This is a genomic window from Mesorhizobium sp. L-8-3 (genome assembly GCF_016756615.1).
GTDB lineage: Bacteria > Pseudomonadota > Alphaproteobacteria > Rhizobiales > Rhizobiaceae.
On sequence record NZ_AP023262.1, the window covers coordinates 3,420,892 to 3,436,508 of the forward strand.

At 64.0% G+C, this 15,617-nt stretch carries 14 protein-coding genes; 10 read left to right on the top strand and 4 right to left on the bottom strand.

Translation table 11 applies throughout. The features are described 5' to 3' along the window. Positions 1-183 precede the first annotated feature (183 nt). On the top strand, positions 184-2,025 hold the full coding sequence (locus JN302_RS15960) for a sensor histidine kinase (protein ID WP_202333543.1): 1,842 nt from the start codon (positions 184-186) through the stop codon (positions 2,023-2,025). Continuing rightward, positions 2,022-3,377 (top strand): sigma-54-dependent transcriptional regulator, encoded by a 1,356-nt coding sequence (locus tag JN302_RS15965; RefSeq protein ID WP_202313384.1) that lies wholly within the window; start codon positions 2,022-2,024, stop codon positions 3,375-3,377. Before JN302_RS15960 ends, JN302_RS15965 begins: the two co-directional genes overlap by 4 nt. Before the next feature lie 91 nt (positions 3,378-3,468). On the opposite strand, the gene JN302_RS15970 is transcribed toward JN302_RS15965, so the two are convergent. Beyond that, positions 3,469-5,022: a long-chain-fatty-acid--CoA ligase gene (locus JN302_RS15970; RefSeq protein WP_202313386.1), complete on the bottom strand. Its 1,554-nt coding sequence runs from the start codon at positions 5,020-5,022 to the stop codon at positions 3,469-3,471. A 173-nt stretch (positions 5,023-5,195) separates the two neighbouring features. Here JN302_RS15970 and JN302_RS15975 point away from each other — a divergent pair, with 173 nt between their 5' ends. From JN302_RS15975 to JN302_RS16005, 7 genes are all read left to right on the top strand, one after another. Further along, on the top strand, positions 5,196-6,314 hold the full coding sequence (locus JN302_RS15975; protein ID WP_244846400.1) for a CaiB/BaiF CoA transferase family protein: 1,119 nt from the start codon (positions 5,196-5,198) through the stop codon (positions 6,312-6,314). After that, complete coding sequence (locus JN302_RS15980) at positions 6,311-7,456, top strand: acyl-CoA dehydrogenase family protein (protein ID WP_202333553.1); 1,146 nt, start codon at positions 6,311-6,313, stop codon at positions 7,454-7,456. Before JN302_RS15975 ends, JN302_RS15980 begins: the two co-directional genes overlap by 4 nt. Before the next feature lie 186 nt (positions 7,457-7,642). Beyond that, entirely contained in the window at positions 7,643-8,833 is a 1,191-nt protein-coding gene (locus JN302_RS15985) for an ABC transporter substrate-binding protein (RefSeq protein ID WP_202333555.1), read from the top strand. A gap of 40 nt (positions 8,834-8,873) precedes the next feature. Further along, positions 8,874-9,680 carry an ABC transporter ATP-binding protein gene (locus tag JN302_RS15990; RefSeq protein ID WP_446720727.1) on the top strand — a complete coding sequence of 269 codons (807 nt, stop codon included), beginning with the start codon at positions 8,874-8,876 and terminating at the stop codon, positions 9,678-9,680. Next, positions 9,673-10,365 carry an ABC transporter ATP-binding protein gene (locus JN302_RS15995; protein WP_202313391.1) on the top strand — a complete coding sequence of 231 codons (693 nt, stop codon included), beginning with the start codon at positions 9,673-9,675 and terminating at the stop codon, positions 10,363-10,365. The genes JN302_RS15990 and JN302_RS15995 overlap by 8 nt, the downstream gene beginning before the upstream one ends. Positions 10,366-10,484: 119 nt before the next feature. Next, entirely contained in the window at positions 10,485-11,354 is an 870-nt protein-coding gene (locus JN302_RS16000; RefSeq protein WP_202333558.1) for a branched-chain amino acid ABC transporter permease, read from the top strand. Continuing rightward, positions 11,351-12,349 carry a branched-chain amino acid ABC transporter permease gene (locus JN302_RS16005; protein WP_202333560.1) on the top strand — a complete coding sequence of 333 codons (999 nt, stop codon included), beginning with the start codon at positions 11,351-11,353 and terminating at the stop codon, positions 12,347-12,349. Before JN302_RS16000 ends, JN302_RS16005 begins: the two co-directional genes overlap by 4 nt. Positions 12,350-12,585: 236 nt before the next feature. On the opposite strand, the gene JN302_RS16010 is transcribed toward JN302_RS16005, so the two are convergent. Then, a complete protein-coding gene (locus tag JN302_RS16010) occupies positions 12,586-13,383 on the bottom strand; it encodes an enoyl-CoA hydratase/isomerase family protein (RefSeq protein ID WP_202333561.1) in 798 nt (265 codons plus the stop codon). Positions 13,384-13,527: 144 nt separating this feature from the next. Here JN302_RS16010 and JN302_RS16015 point away from each other — a divergent pair, with 144 nt between their 5' ends. After that, positions 13,528-13,944 carry a PaaI family thioesterase gene (locus tag JN302_RS16015; RefSeq protein ID WP_202333562.1) on the top strand — a complete coding sequence of 139 codons (417 nt, stop codon included), beginning with the start codon at positions 13,528-13,530 and terminating at the stop codon, positions 13,942-13,944. Here JN302_RS16015 and JN302_RS16020 read toward each other — a convergent pair. Next, the gene (locus JN302_RS16020) at positions 13,928-14,701 is read right to left on the bottom strand and encodes an enoyl-CoA hydratase/isomerase family protein (protein WP_202333563.1); all 774 of its coding nucleotides are present in this window, start codon (positions 14,699-14,701) and stop codon (positions 13,928-13,930) included. The two genes, JN302_RS16015 and JN302_RS16020, sit on opposite strands and share 17 nt — an antisense overlap. Continuing rightward, entirely contained in the window at positions 14,698-15,579 is an 882-nt protein-coding gene (locus tag JN302_RS16025) for an SDR family oxidoreductase (RefSeq protein ID WP_202313399.1), read from the bottom strand. The genes JN302_RS16020 and JN302_RS16025 overlap by 4 nt, the downstream gene beginning before the upstream one ends. Between the last annotated feature and the right edge of the window lie 38 nt (positions 15,580-15,617).

Genomic DNA, 15,617 nt, shown 5'->3' on the forward strand with positions numbered 1-15,617 from the left:
CCGGGGTGGCTTGCTGCAATCGAAAAGGACGTGAGCAAGCCGCGTGCCAACCAGCGCTCATTTCGATAAGCCATTGGATAATTTGATATATCTCGCTGGTTGCATGAAGCGCGGCGATACAGCTGTGCGAATTTCCGCACATCGTGGATGGCGTTGCGTGCGGTTTCATGCTCAAAATCGCCGATGATCAGCGCCACGACGACCGGCATCTCGACCGACCTCTCCCGCGCGGCGCGGCGCCAGTGGCTCGTGTTCGCCATCGCCCTGCTGCTCATGTCGATCGCAGCGCTTTATGGAGCCGGGATATACGGCCGGTCGGCAGCGCTCTCGACGCTGCGAGAGCAGGGCCGGACCGAGGCGAACCTGAAAGTTGCCCTGCTGCGGGCCGTCCTGGAGCGCCCGCGCGCCCTGCCATTCCTTCTTGCCCGCGACCCGGATGTGGAGAACGCCCTGACCGGTGCCGACCCTGCCGGACGTGCGTTGCTCGACCGCAAGCTCGAAGAGCTGGTGGCCGGCACGAGCGCAGCGGTGATCTACGTCATCGACAGCAAGGGGATGGCGATCGCGGCCAGCAACTGGCGGGAGCCGACGAGCTTCGTCGGCAGCAACTATTTGTTCCGCGCCTATTTTTCCGATGCGATGAAGGCGGGAACCGCCGAGCAGTTTGCCATGGGCTCGGTCAGCAAACGGCCCGGCCTCTACATCTCTCACAGGATCGGCCCGGCTACGTCACCCCTCGGCGTGGTCGTCGCCAAGATGGAGTTCGACCGGCTGGAACAGGACTGGCAGGAGACGCAGCGCCCGTCCTATGTCGTCGATGCCGATCACGTGGTGCTAATCACCAGCATCCCTTCCTGGCGTTTCATGACCACCGAGCCGCTGCCGTCGGAAAGCCTCACCGCCATCCGGGAAAGCCTCCAGTTCGGCGAAGCCCCGCTGGCGCAGTTGCCCTTCGAGCGGGCCGGCGCAACCGACCTCATCCGCGCGATACTGCCGGGCGGCGGGGCAGAATCCTATCTGCGTGTCGCCGCGCCCGTCGCCTCGACGCCCTGGCAGTTTGAATATCTCGTGCCGGTCGCCGGCGCGATCGCCGCCGGCATGCGCGAAGCAAGGCTGGCGGCTCTGCTCGCGATCGGAGCGATCACGCTCGCCGCCGCGATCTGGCTGCGCCGCCGCCAGACGGCGCTCGCCGACGCCGCCCGCGATCAGGCCGCCCGCGAAGAGCTCGAACGCCGTGTGGACGCGCGGACACGAGACTTGAGCCTCGCCCGCGACCGCCTGCAGGCCGAAATCGTCGATCATCGCGAAACCGAAACCAGGCTCCAGGCCGTGCAGCAGGATCTCGTGCAAGCCAACCGCCTGGCGATCCTCGGCCAGATCGCGGCCGGCGTCGCGCATGAAATCAACCAGCCGCTCGCCACCATCCGCGCCTATGCCGACAATTCGAAGGTCTTTCTGGCGCGCAGCAGGCCGGAGCCCGTGCTCGAGAATCTCGGCCTCATCGCGGATCTGACCGAACGGATCGCCAAGATCACGGAGGATCTCAAGGCGCTCGCCCGCAAGGGCCGCTCCGGCGAGGAGGCGGTCGAACTGCGGGAAATCGTCGACGGCGCGGTCATGCTGCTGCGCAGCCGCTTCACCGGCCGGCTCGACCGCCTGGCCATCGCTCCCATGCCCGGGGGCCTTGACGTCATGGGCAATCGGCTGCGGCTCGAACAGGTCTTCATCAACCTCTTCCAGAATGCGCTGGAGGCCGTCGAGGACAAGGCCGACGGCCGGGTCGACGTCTCGGTCGCGGTCGTGGATGCGGAGGTCGTCGCCACGGTGGCCGACAACGGCCCAGGCATTTCCCCCGCCATCCTGGCCTCGCTCTTCGAACCCTTCAACACCTCCAAGGAAAAGGGCCTTGGGCTCGGCCTCGTCATCGCCAAGGACATCGTCGCCGACTATGGCGGGCGGCTGGAGGTCGAAACGGATATGCGCGGCGCCCGCTTCAGGGTCCATCTGCGAAAGGCCCAAGCATGACCTCGCCCGTCCTTCTGATTGACGACGACAGGCAACTCCTGCGTGCCACGGCACAGACGCTGGAACTGGCCGGCTTCGACGTTACCGCGCTCGGTTCGGCCGCCGAGGGGCTCAGCCTCGTCGATATGAACTTCGCCGGCGTCGTGGTCTCCGATATCCGTATGCCGGGCATTGACGGGCTCCAGCTTTTCGAGCGCATCCGCGACGTCGATGCGGAGATTCCGGTGGTCCTCGTGACCGGTCACGGAGACATCCCCACCGCCGTCAAGGCGATCCAGGACGGCGTCTACGACTTCATCGCCAAACCCTTTCCCGCCGAGCGGCTGATCCAGTGCGTGCGACGCGCCGCCGAAAAGCGCGGCCTGGTGATGGAAAACCGCCGCCTGAAGGAAGCGGCGCGGCAGGCGGAGGAAGACTTTCCGCTGATCGGCCAGACGCCTGTCATGGACCGTCTGCGCCAGATGCTGCGCCAGATCGCCGATACCGATGTCGACGTGCTGGTGACCGGCGAGACGGGCAGCGGCAAGGAGGTCGTGGCGCGACTTCTGCACGGGTGGAGCCGCCGCTCCAAGGGCAATTTCGTCGCGCTCAACTGTGGCGCGCTGCCGGAACAGGTAATCGAAAGCGAACTCTTCGGTCACGAGCCGGGCGCCTTCACGGGCGCCCAGAAGAAGCGCATCGGCCGCATCGAGCATTCGAGCGGTGGCACGCTGTTCCTCGATGAACTGGAAAGCATGCCGCCTTCCACGCAGATCCAGATGTTGCGCGTGCTCGAAATGCGGGAAGTGACGCCGCTCGGCACGAACGAGGTGCGGCCGGTCGACATCCGCATCGTCGCGGCGGCCAAGGTCGATCTCGCCGATCCCGGACAGCGAAAGACGTTCCGGGAGGATCTCTACTATCGCCTGAACGTCGTCTCGCTTTCCATACCGCCTCTGCGCGAGCGTCGGGAGGATGTTCCGCTTCTCTTCAGCTATTTCGCCGAGCGCGCCGCGCGGCGCTTCCAACGCGAAGCGCCCGCGCTTTCGGACGAAATTCTGCGGCACCTCGGCGAGCACGATTGGCCCGGCAACGTGCGCGAGCTCTACCATTTCGCCGAGCGTGCCGTCCTGGGCCTGGTGCCGAAAGCCGCCGCGCCGGCGGCGGGCACGCACGGTACGAGCGATTCCGGCACGCTTCCCGAACGTCTGGAGCGGCTGGAGGCGGAGATCATCCGCGACACGCTTTCGGCCCATGGCGGGGATGTCCAGGAAACGATCGCCGCCCTGGGTATTCCGCGCAAGACCTTCTACGATAAGCTCCAGCGTCATGGGATCGTCCGGCGGGACTTTTCGGGCAAAGGCGAGGCGTGACGCGCTGGCGCCAGTTCCGCGGCTTGCGGTACGTCGATCCAGCGCATGTCCCTTTTCCCGAAACCGCTGCATGTTTTTGAGGAGAGATGCTTCAGATCTTCTTCGTGCGGCCTTCCCAGAACGGAGCGCGAAGGACGTTTTTCTGCACCTTGCCCGCCGGACCGACCGGCAGCGGTTCGTCGCGGAAGGTGATCCCTTTGGGGCATTTGTAGCCGCCGATATGTTTGCGGCAATGGGCGATCAGCTCGACATCGGTCGCGGTCTGGCCGGGCTTGAGGACGACGATGCCGTGCACCGCTTCGCCCCATTCCTCCGACGGCACGCCAACCACCGACGCCTGCATGACGGACGGGTGGCTGTAGAGCGCTCGCTCCACCTCGATGGAAAAGACGTTCTCTCCGCCGGTCACGATCATGTCCTTCACGCGGTCGGCTACATATAGGTAACCATCCTTGTCCATGTAACCGGCGTCTCCCGAGAACATCCAGCCGTCGCGTAGCGCGGCGGCCGTTTGTTCGGGCTTGCCCAGATACTCCCGCATCAAATAGTCGGATCGCATCGCGATCTCGCCGAGTTCGCCGCGCGGCAGATCGTGGCCATCCGGGTCGACGATGCGAATTTCGACACCGGGCGCCGGTTGGCCGCAGGCGGCGATGCGATGAGCCCTCGGCCCGTCGAAGACGTGGTCGCGCCAGCGAAGCATGGTCGCGAAACCGCCGGTCTCGGTCATCCCGTAGATCTGGTAGAAGCGCCAGCCAGGCAGCTTGCGCGCAGCCTCAGCCATCAATTCACGCGGCATCGGCGAGCCGCCATAGACGAGCGTGCGCAGGCTCGAAAGGTCGTAGCGGTCGAAGTCCGGGTGGTTGAGCATCATCGTGATCATGGTCGGCACCATGACGGCATTCGTGACACCGTGTTCGCTAATGGCCTGCATCATCGCGACCGGCTCGAACTTGGGCAGGACGACGTGCGTGCCGGCGCACAGCGTGATGTAGAGGGCGGCGTTCGCGGCGGAGAAATGGAAGAAGCCGCCGACATAGGCGAAGCTGAGATCCTCGATATCAGGCAGCATGGCGAGATAGGCGACGGTCGCCTGGGTGAGAGCCTGGTGCGTGAACGCGACCCCCTTCGGGTCGCCGGTGGTGCCGCCGGTGTAGAACACGGCGTAGAGGTCCTCTCCCGTGCGCCCGGCGTCTTCCGCGGGCTCGCTGGCCGCGATGAGGTCTTCGTAGGACAGCATGTCCTCGGGCGTACCACCCTCGCCCATATAGATCAGCGCCTCGAGCGGAAGTTCCCTTGCGAGTTCACGCGCCTGCCCGACGAAGTCCGTCCCGACGAAGAGAACCTTCGCGCCGCAGTCCTTCAGGGCATAGGCATTTTCGGCTTTCGACCAGCGGACGTTCATCGGCGCGAAGCAGCCGCCGGCATGAGGAATGGCGTAGAAGAGTTCGACATACCGGTCGGAATTCATGGACAGGACGGCCACGAAATCGCCCGCCGCCAGGCCGAGCTTCTTCAGTGCGGCTGCCAGCCTGGCGGTACGTTCAGCGAACTCCGTCCAGCTTCGGCGACGTTCGCCATAGACCGTTGCGGTTCCTTGGGGATTGAGCGTCGTCGCCTGGCGTACGAACTGGGTGATCTGCATCTGTCCTCCTCCATCGCCGAACCAGCCGGCCGCATGTCGGCTTTGGCCTCACACGTCGCTTTCGGGCGTCGTGGCGGCGCATTGCCTCCCGATAAGCGGCCGCGCGGCTTGCGCGTCGTTTCAATTACAGTTAGCATGATTACAGTATTATAGCGAACAAATTGAGGTCAACCGTGCACGGACCGCTCACCGGGGTCAGAGTCGTCGAACTGGCGGGACAGGGGCCGGCGCCTTTCGCATGTGCCATCCTGGCGGATTTCGGCGCGGACGTCGTGCTGATCGACCGGTCGCCGGCATCTGGGTGGGAACCCGACATTCCGCGAAAGTACGACTTCTATATGCGCAACAAGCGCTCCGTCGCGCTCGACCTGAAGTCTTCGGAAGGCATGGCGATGGCGAAGGCGATGATCTCCAGGGCGGATGTTCTCGTCGAGGGCTATCGGCCCGGTGTCGTCGAGCGGTTGGGGCTCGGGCCCGAGCCATGTCTGGAAATCAACCCGCGTCTGGTCTTCGCGCGTATGACCGGCTGGGGTCAGGACGGCCCTTACGCTCAGGAAGCGGGCCATGACATCAACTATCTGGCCCTGACCGGCGCGCTCCATTCCATCGGCGCTGCCGAGCTGCCGCCTCCACCGCCCCTGAATCTGGTGGCGGATCTCGGCGGCGGGGGAATGTTCCTTGTCGCAGGCATCCTCATGGCGCTGCTCCATGCACGGGAGACCGGCCAGGGCCAGGTGGTGGACTGCGCCATGCTGGACGGCGTTTCCCAACTCATGTCCGCCTTCCACGCCTTTCGCCAGCGGGGCAGCTGGTCGGGCCGCCGGCAAGACAACATCGTTGATGGAGGCGCGCACTATTTCGGCACCTATGCGACCAAGGACGGCAGGTTCGTTTCCGTCGGTGCCATGGAGCCACAGTTCTATGCGAATCTTCTCGAGGCTCTCGAGATCGATCCCGCGCAATTGCCCGACCGTGACGACCGCTCAAACTGGCCTTTCCTGCGGCAGCGGTTCGCACAAGTCTTCGCGATGCGCACCCGCGCCGAATGGCAAGAGCGCATGAAGGGCAGGGACGCCTGCTTCGCGCCGGTGCTGTCGATCGACGAGGCCTGGAGCCACCCACAGATGCAGGCGCGGGGCACCTTCGCCGAATTCGGCGGGCTCAACTATCCGGCGCCGGCGCCGCGCCTCTCTACAACGCCCGGCAGCCTGCGCAATGCCGCGCCCGAGCCCGGCGCCGACACGAGCGCCGTGCTCGCCGACTGGGGAATCGAACTGACGAGGAAAGCATGATCTTCAACGACGACCAGACTGCGCTCAGGGAGGCCGCGGACCGGTTTGCCAGGGAGGTCCTGCTTCCCGGCTACCAGAAGCGCGAGAACCAGCCGTTCGACCGCGACCTCGCTCGCGAGATGGGTTCGCTCGGCTTCATCGGAACCGATCTGCCGGAGGAACTGGGAGGGCTGGGTCAGACCTCCATCACCACCGGCCTCGTGGCGGAGGCGCTTGCCTATGGTGATTTCAACATGTCGGCGCTGCCTGTCAATGTCTCGCTCAACGCCGCCGTCCTGCTGCAGTACGCGCCAAAGGCGATCGCGCGGGAGTGGGTGCCGAAGATGATTGCCGGCGAGAAGCTGATGGCGATCTGCCTCACCGAGCCGCGCGGCGGATCCGACGCGGCGCGCATCGAACTGAGGGCGCGCAGGCGCGGCGGCGACTATGTGCTCACGGGCGAGAAGACGTCGATCACCTTTGCCGATTGCGCCGACATCTTCCTGGTGTTCGCTCGCACGGGCCGTCCGGAAGACGGTGCGAAAGGCGTGTCGGCCTTCTTCATCCCCGAGGGCACGCCCGGCATTGCCCGGCTCAAGTTCAACGACATCGGCCACCGGGTCGTCGGTCGGGGATCCCTGTTCTTCGAGGACGTCGTGCTCCCGGAAGAATACAGGCTCGGGCCGGAAGGGACCGGCTTCACGCAGGTCATGCACGGCTTCGACTATTCGCGCGCGCTCATCGCGCTCGAATGCGCAGGCGCCGCGAAAGCCTCGCTCGATGAGGCATGGGCTTACGTGAAGGACCGTCAGGCCTTCGGCCGGCCGATCGGGCAGTTCCAGGGGGTGAGCTTTCCGCTTGCCGAGGGCGAGTCCGTCATCGAGGCGATCCGACAGCTGGCCTATCATACGCTGCAACTGCGCGAGGCTGGAATGCCGCACACGTCGGAGGCGGCGATGTGCAAATGGATGGGTCCCAAGCACGCGATGGAGGTGATCCACAACTGCCTGCTCGCCACCGGCCACTACGGCTATTCCTTCGACCTTCCGCACCAGCAGCGCATGCGCGACGTCATGGGCCTGCAGATCGGCGACGGCACCGCCGGAGTGATGAAACAGATCATCGCGCGGCAAAAAATCGGGCGCGCCGCCGTCCCCTACTGAAGACGGGTTGTTCAGCGCTGAACAAACAATAAGCTAGCGCATTTTTTGTTGGCGTATTTAAAAAAGATACGCTACTGTATGATGAGCTTCCAGACGGTGTTGGCACTTGAATCGTGTCTGGCCGCGCCTTTGGCGGGCCGGGTCGGGCGAAGCTGAAGAAATATCCTTAGTGAGGGAGGAAGCACTATGGCGTTCAGAAAACTCAAGGCAGCAATCCTGTCGGGCGTGGCAGTCACCGCGACGGCCCTGCCGGCCGTTGCCGACGTGAACATTCTTTATCTGTCCGACATGTCGGGCCCGACATCCGTGCTGACCGGCGAGTCCAGCCAGCGCGCGATCGAGATGGCGATCGACGATTTCGGCGGCGAGGTGAACGGCGAGAAGATCGTGCTGAACGTGGCCGATCATCTGTCGAAGCCCGATGTCGGGCTCGGCATCGCCCGCGAGTGGGTCGACAAAGACAAGGTGGACCTGCTGTTCAGCGTCGACCAGTCGGCGGTTGCGCTTGCCGTATCCGACCTCGTGCGCGACAAGAACATAGCCTATGTCCACGGCGCGTCCAGCACCGCGCTCACCAACGAGAAGTGCGGACCCAACCAGGTCCAGATGCTGATGGACAGCTACGGGCTGTCACGCGCCATCACGATTCCTCTTATCGAGGCCGGCCGCAAGAAGTGGTACTACATCACGGTCGACTATGCGTTCGGCCAGGATGTCCAGGCCAAGGGCGAGGATGCGATCAAGGAAGCGGGTGGCGAGTTCCTCGGCGCCTCCAAGCACTCGCCGCAGACGACCGACTTCTCCGCATTCCTGCTCGAGGCAAAGTCGAAAGGCGCCGAGACGATCGGGCTGGCGACGTTCGGCGCCTGGCAGGTGGCCATCGCCAAGCAGGTGCAGGAGTTCGGGCTGGACATTCCGCTGGCGCCATACTTTCTCGGCGACACCGACATCAAGGCGGCCGGGCTCGACAGCTTTCAGAATGTTGAGAGCGCGATCCAGTTCTACTGGGACCAGAACGACAAGACGCGCGAATTCTCCAAGCGCTACCAGGAGCGCTACAGCCGTCCGCCGACCTTCACCAACGCGATGCACTACGAGTTCATCACCCATTACCTGAAGGCGATGAAGGAACTCGGCAAGAAGGACGCCACCGAGGTCGTCAAGAAGATGCGCGAGATGCCGATCCAGATGATCAATGGCGACACCGCCACGATCCGCGAGGACGGCCGCACCATGCGCCCGATGTATTCCTACATCACCAAGACCCCGCAGGAGAGCACCGGCGACTGGGACTTCATGAAGATCACGGGCAAGATCGACGCCGACAAGATTGCTCCGCCCCTGTCGGACAGCAAGTGCCCGCTGGTCAAGGGTTAAAACCGGGCTTCCGGGGGAGGCGGTCCTTCCCCGGAATACCTTGCCGTCCTTGCGAGCCGGGACGGCGCGGGTTGCGAAAACCGAGGAGGAACGGTTGACGGACGCGGTACTCAGGGTTCGAGGCATCACGAAGAGTTTCGGCGCCTTCAGGGCGGTGGACGGTGTTGACCTCGACATAGCCGAGGGCGAAATTCACGCCCTCATCGGCCCGAATGGCGCGGGCAAGACGACCTGCTTCAATCTATTGACCGGAAGCCTGCCGCTCACGTCGGGCGAGATCAGCCTGCGCGGCTCTCGCATATCAGGTCTTCCGATGGACGAGATCGCCCGTCGCGGCATAGTCCGTTCCTATCAGATCTCGTCCATCTTCCCGGACTTCACCGCACTGGCCAATGTGCGGTTCGCGCTCCAGCAGAAGCGCGGGACCAATTTCGACTTCTGGCGTTCGGAGCGCAGCCTTGTGCAACTCCATGGCCCAGCGCTGGACCTGCTCGACCAACTCGGGCTCGCGGACTGGGCGCAGATGCGCGCGGGCGATCTTCCCTACGGTCGCAAGCGCGCGCTGGAGATCGCCACGACGCTGGCGCTCGACCCGCAGATCCTGCTGCTCGACGAGCCGACATCAGGCATGGGCCGTGAGGATATCGGCCGTGTCGTGGAACTGATCCGCAAGGTGGCGAAGGGACGGACCGTGATCATGGTCGAGCACAATCTCTCGGTTGTCGAGGGGCTCTGCAATCATGTCACCGTGCTGGCACGTGGCCGCGTGATAGCCTCCGGCATCTACAGCGACGTGTCTCGCGACGAAAAGGTCGTCGAGGCCTATCTCGGAGCCGGTCATGCTTGAGATCCGCGGCCTCAATGCGTGGTATGGCGAAAGCCACGTGCTGCACGGCGTCGACATGGACGTTCCGGCGGGCAAGGTCGTTTCGCTGCTGGGCCGCAACGGCGCCGGCAAGACGACCACGATGCGCACGATCATGGGCATGATGGGCAGGACGGAGGGCGCCATCAACTACGGCGGCGTCAATCTCCTGGCGTTGCGGCCGGACCAGATCGCGCGAAAGGGAATCGCCATCTGCCCGGAAGACCGCGGCATCTTCCCGTCGCTCACCGTGTCGGAAAACCTGTTCCTTCCGCCAATCGTCGCCAAGGGCGGAATGGATATCGATCGCATCTATGCTCTCTTCCCCAACATCAAGGAAAGAGCATCCAGCCGCGGCACGCAACTCTCCGGCGGGGAGCAGCAGATGCTGGCGATCGCGCGCATTCTGCGAACCGGCGCGCGCCTATTGCTGCTCGACGAGCCGACCGAGGGACTGGCTCCGGTGATCGTCCAGCAGATCGCGCGCACGATCCGCGAAATCAAGGCACTTGGCTACACCATCATCCTCGTCGAGCAGAATGCGCACTTCGTCGAGGGTCTCGCCGACATCCATTACCTCATCGAGAACGGCGTGATCGTAGACCGTCTCGAAGGCGCCGAGTTCGCGGCCAACATCAGCCGCGTCGACAAGCTTCTAGCGGTCTAAGCAGGGTTCGGAAAAGTGTCCCACGGTTTTCCGTCAAAACCTGCGGCAAGAGAAGAGGCTAAGCAGGTGAAGCGTGGGCGAAGCCACGCAAACCTGCTTAGAGGAAGACGAGGTCTGACATGGACATAAACCTGATCCTCACCCAGATGACGCTGGGCCTGGTGAACGGGGTCTTCTACGCGATCCTGTCGCTCGGCCTTGCGATCATCTTCGGCCTGCTGGGCGTCATCAACTTCGCGCATGGCGTGTTCTTCATGCTCGGCGCATTCATCGCCTACGCGCTCGGCCAGTGGCTCGGCATCGGCTACTGGGGTGCGATCGTCATCGCGCCGCTGGCGGTAGGCATGCTCGGACTATTGGTCGAGGTGGTTCTCATCCGCCATCTCTACCGTCTCAACCATCTCTACGGGCTACTGCTCACCCTCGGCCTGGCGCTGTTCGCGGAAGGCTTCATCCGGATCACGTTCGGGCCGCAGGGGCTGCCGTATTCCGTGCCGCCGAGCCTGCGCGGCGCAGTCAGCCTTGGCTACATGCTGCTGCCGACCTATCGCGCCTGGGTGGTGGTCGCGGGCATCGTCCTGTGCCTTGCGACATGGTTCCTCATCGAGCGCACGCCGCTCGGGGCGAAGCTGCGGGCGGCGACGGACAATCCGACCCTCGTCCAGGCCTTCGGCATCAACGTGCCGGTGATGCTGACGCTGACCTACTCGGCCGGCGTCGCGCTGGCGGCGGTCGGCGGCGTGATGGCCGCGCCGATCCTCTCGGTCGATCCGTCCATGGGAACGAGCATCGTCATTGTCGTCTTCGCGGTCGTCGTCATCGGCGGCATGGGCTCCATCTTCGGATCGATCGTCACGGGCCTCGCCCTCGGCCTCCTCGAAGGTCTCACCAAGGCTGTGCTCCCGCAGGCCTCCTCGACCGTGATCTTCGTCGCAATGGTGATCATCCTCGTGCTGCGTCCGCGCGGCCTCTTCGGGAAAACAGCATGAGCATCGTACACTCCACCCCGATCAGCGGCGCCGCCGGCGAGAGCGGCGCGCAGTCCGGACAACTTCTAGGCTTTACCCGCTCCCGCGCGATCTTCTTCCTGCTGTTCGCGGCGTTCGTGGCGATCTCGCCGCTGTTCCTCTATCCGATCTTCCTGATGAAGGTGTACTGCTTCATCATCTTCGCCTGCGCCTACAACCTGCTCCTGGGCTACACCGGCCTCATGAGCTTCGGTCATGCCGCCTTCTTCGGCATGGGCGCCTATCTTTGCGGCTACGCGGCGACCCAATGGGGCCTGCCCTTCGAGTTGTCGGTGCTGACGGGGACCATCTTTGCCGCGTTCCTGGGCCTCTTCTTCGGTTGGGTGGCGATCCGGCGCACAGGCCTCTATTTCGCTATGATCACGCTGGCACTCGCGCAGATGGTCTATTTCGTCGCCATGCAGGCGCCGTTCACGGGCGGCGAGAACGGCATCCAGTCCGTTCCGCGAGGTACACTGCTCGGGCTCGTCGACCTGTCGTCCAACATGTCGCTCTACTGGCTGATGGCGGTGATCGTGCTCGCCATGCTCGCCTTCTACAACAGGATCGTCCATTCGCCGTTCGGGCAGGTGCTGCGCGCCATTCGCAACAATCCGGAGCGCGCGAAATCGCTCGGCTACGATATCGATCGATTCAAGCTTGCATCGTTCACGATTTCGGCGGCGATGGCGGGTTTTGCAGCCTCGCTGAAGACGGTCATCTTCGGCATCGCCACGCTCACCGACGTCTCGACGGTGGTCTCGACCGAGGTTGTGCTGATCAATCTGGTCGGCGGCATCGGCACGATCTTCGGTCCGGTCGTCGGCAGCTACATCATCCTGTCGCTGGAGCATTTCCTTGCCCCGTACGGACCCTGGGTGCTGCTGATCCAGGGCATCGTGTTCATGCTCTTCGTGCTCCTGTTCCGCCAGGGCTTGGTGGGGGAACTGCAGAAGAAATTGCGAACCCATCTGTAGTCGGCGCGAGGGTGTCGTGGATCGACAGCCGACCCGAAGTTTGCGCCTGTCGTCATGGGTATTGAAATTCGTTTAATTTCAATAAGATAGAGGATTCTTCCGGGGCGCACGGCGCGGCGAGACCAAAGCTGTCAGCCGACTGATTGCAGGCGGATTGCAGAGCCAAGGGTATTTCGTGACGGTCGAGAAGCCAAGCCTCTATGCGACAACCCCTTCAGCACAACTGCTGGCCATGATCACCTGCCCTCGAACCGGGGCTTGCGGCGTTCCGCGAAGGCGCTCAGCCCTTCGCGGGCGTCGTGCGTGGAAGCGAGATGAGCCAGCGCCTGGGCTTCATGTTCGAGTTGGGCTTCGAGAGGTTCCGTGCGAGCCGACAGGAAGGTGCGCTTGATGGCGCCATAGGCCAGCGTCGGCCCGGCGGCGAGCTGCTTCGCCATCGCCTCGGCGGTTTCGGATAGATCGGCGGCGGGCACGACGATATCGACGAGCCCGGCCGCCATAGCCTCACTCGCCTCCAGCACTTCCGACAAAAGCAGGAAGCGCTTGGCCCGGGCAAATCCCATGCGGTTCGTCAGTGATACGGTGGAGCCGGAATCCGCGCAGAAGCCGATCATCGAGAAGGCCGCGTTGAGCTTCACGCCTTGCGCAGCGATCAGGATGTCGGACATGGCGGCGAGCGACACGGCACCGCCGGCAACGTCGCCATGCAGCGCGCAGACGACAGGGGCGTTCATGCGCTGGAAGCGGACGATCGCCATATGCACGTCGGCCGTCCACGACTTCACAATTCGGGGCAGTTGCGAAAGGTCCTTGGTGAAGGCGCGGATATCGCCGCCGACTGAGAAGAACCGACCCTCGGCGGTCAGCAAGACTGCTCGGACGTCGTCGCGGCACGAAAGCTCCACCGAAAGGTCGCACATGTCGCGGCAGAAGCCGCCGTCGAATGGATTGCCGCGTTCCGCCTGGATGAGGTTCACCCGGGCAAGGCCGTCCTCGATGCGGCAGACGAGGCTCTCCATCGACAATTCGTTCATTCCAGATCTCCTTCTGCGGTTTCAGTCGATAAGTTCATTAACATACTATATTGTAGCGAATTAATTACAAGCGTGGCTATGATGGAAAGGGAAGGCGATGTGGCGCGATCTCACGAAGACGACGATCCACCCCAGGGTTTCTTCATGCTCGGCGAACGGCCCGAAGTCGAAGCCTTTGCGGCCCCGTTCTACGAGCGACTGCTGGCGGAGGGCCGGCGGCAGATCGGTTTCCGGGTCACGCCACGCAAGCTGAACAAGATGGGTGTCTGCCATGGCGGCGTGCTGGCGTTGTTCGCCGACATCCAGGGCGGTCCGTTGAGGCGAGCTCTGAACCTCGCCGTCGGTTCCCCCACCATCGATCTGAGCATGGATTTCGTGGCATCCGCCCCGCGCGGCTCGTGGGTGCAATCGCAGCCGCAACTGGTTCGGCAGACAGGAGGGCCATTGTTCTTCGAATCGAAACTCCACGCCGACGGCGAACTCTGCGCGCGGGTGAGCGGCATCTATCGGCTGAAGCCGAACGGCCACGGTTCGTCGCGACGTATCAGCTCTTCGGCTTGACGAAGCCGCGCTCAGCGGCGCGGCGGGCAAGCCCTCCGGTTCCGAGCATGAAGGTCTGGGTGCGATTTTCCAGCTCGATGGCTGCCTGCAGGCTACCGATTTCCAGGTTCGCCCACATGCCGCGCTTGGTCATCCAGGTTCCCATGCGGCCGTTTTCCGCGATGGATCGCGCCAGCGTTCCTGCCTGGTCCAGAAGTTCGTCCGGATCGACCCGGCGGGCAATCAGACCGATGCGCTCGGCTTCGTCCGCCTCGACCATCCGGCCTGTCAGCATCATCTCGAAGGCACGTGTCGTGCCGATGGCGCGAGGAAGCAGCCAACTCACCCCGACATCGCAGCTCGACATGCCCACCCGGATGAAGGCCGAACTGAAGCGCGCCGCGGCCGATCCGATCCGCGTGTCGCAGGCGAGAGCGAGGCCGAGACCCGCGCCGGTCGCCGCCCCGTTTACCGCGGCGATCGTCGGTTGCGGGATGGCACGGAGCCGTGTGACGAGAGCGCCGAAGCGCTCCTGCCGGCGGGCCCAGAAACCCTCGTCCTCCTCGTCACCGCCGGAGGCGAGCGAGAGGTCGAAACCGGAGCAGAACCCGCGGCCCGACCCGGTGATCACGACGACCCGCGCCGAGGATCGCGCGATGCCGTCGAGCGTCGCGAAGAACGCGTCGATCATGTCGTCGCAGAGCGCGTTCAGCTTCTCCGGACGGTTGAGGGACAGGGTGACTATCCCTCCTTGTTCCGCAACGCTGACCGTGCTCATCGGCCCTGACGTTCTTTTTCCTGCGACTTTTTGAGCGCTTCGCGCGCGGCGGCCCAGTCCTGCGCTCCCATCGTGGAGAGTTCCGCGAAAGTCGAAGGCGCCGTCAGGCGATGACCGCCGTCGATCGGGATCGTGGCGCCGTTCACGTAGGAGCACTCGTCGAGCATCAGGAAGATCAGGATGTTGCGCAACTCGTCCATGTCGCCGTAGCGCCGCAGGGGAACCTTGTCGGGCTGGGTCGCTCCGACCGAGGAGCCGGGGATCGGGTTGAGCTTCTCCCAAGCGTTTTCCGTCGGGAAGGGGCCGGGAGCGACGGCATTCAGCCGGATGCCCTTGGGGCCCCACTCCACCGCCAGCGACATGGTCATCGCGTGGATCGCGGTCTTCGCCATTGCGCAAGGCACGACATAGGCCGATCCGGACCAGACCCAGGTGACGAGGTTCGAGATGACCGTGCCGCCGATGCCATCGGCGATCCAACGCTTGCCGCAGGAATGGGTGGCGTAGAAGCTGCCGTCCATTACGGTCGCGCGCACTGCGTCATAGGCCCGGTGGGAGATCGACTCGGTGGGCGCGATGAAATTCGCCCCGGCATTGTTGACGAGCCCCGTAAGAGGACCGCCTGTCCATAGATCGGCGACCATCGCGTCCACGGCTTCGGCGTCGCGGATGTTGACGATCCGGTATTCCGCCGTGCCGCCGCTGCGCCGCTCGATCTCCTTGCAAGCGTCTTCCAGAACCTGTTCGCGACGGCCGCAGATCGCCACATGCGCGCCATGAGCGGCGAAGCCTACCGACATCTCCTTGCCGAGGCCGGTGCCTCCGCCGGTGACGAGAATGCGCTTGCCTTTCAGCACATCGCTGCGGAACGGGCTCATATTTCCTCCCTCGGGTTACGAACGGACCTTAGCGCAGA

Coding starts and splice junctions, on each gene's coding strand:
- JN302_RS15960 (WP_202333543.1), top strand. CDS start 184: ATGATCAGCGCCACGACGACCGGCATCTCGACCGACCTCTCCCGCGCG.
- JN302_RS16015 (WP_202333562.1), top strand. CDS start 13,528: ATGCTCGGCGAACGGCCCGAAGTCGAAGCCTTTGCGGCCCCGTTCTAC.
- JN302_RS15965 (WP_202313384.1), top strand. CDS start 2,022: ATGACCTCGCCCGTCCTTCTGATTGACGACGACAGGCAACTCCTGCGT.
- JN302_RS16000 (WP_202333558.1), top strand. CDS start 10,485: ATGGACATAAACCTGATCCTCACCCAGATGACGCTGGGCCTGGTGAAC.
- JN302_RS15970 (WP_202313386.1), bottom strand. CDS start 5,022: ATGCAGATCACCCAGTTCGTACGCCAGGCGACGACGCTCAATCCCCAA.
- JN302_RS15985 (WP_202333555.1), top strand. CDS start 7,643: ATGGCGTTCAGAAAACTCAAGGCAGCAATCCTGTCGGGCGTGGCAGTC.
- JN302_RS16010 (WP_202333561.1), bottom strand. CDS start 13,383: ATGAACGAATTGTCGATGGAGAGCCTCGTCTGCCGCATCGAGGACGGC.
- JN302_RS15995 (WP_202313391.1), top strand. CDS start 9,673: ATGCTTGAGATCCGCGGCCTCAATGCGTGGTATGGCGAAAGCCACGTG.
- JN302_RS16020 (WP_202333563.1), bottom strand. CDS start 14,701: ATGAGCACGGTCAGCGTTGCGGAACAAGGAGGGATAGTCACCCTGTCC.
- JN302_RS16005 (WP_202333560.1), top strand. CDS start 11,351: ATGAGCATCGTACACTCCACCCCGATCAGCGGCGCCGCCGGCGAGAGC.
- JN302_RS15980 (WP_202333553.1), top strand. CDS start 6,311: ATGATCTTCAACGACGACCAGACTGCGCTCAGGGAGGCCGCGGACCGG.
- JN302_RS16025 (WP_202313399.1), bottom strand. CDS start 15,579: ATGAGCCCGTTCCGCAGCGATGTGCTGAAAGGCAAGCGCATTCTCGTC.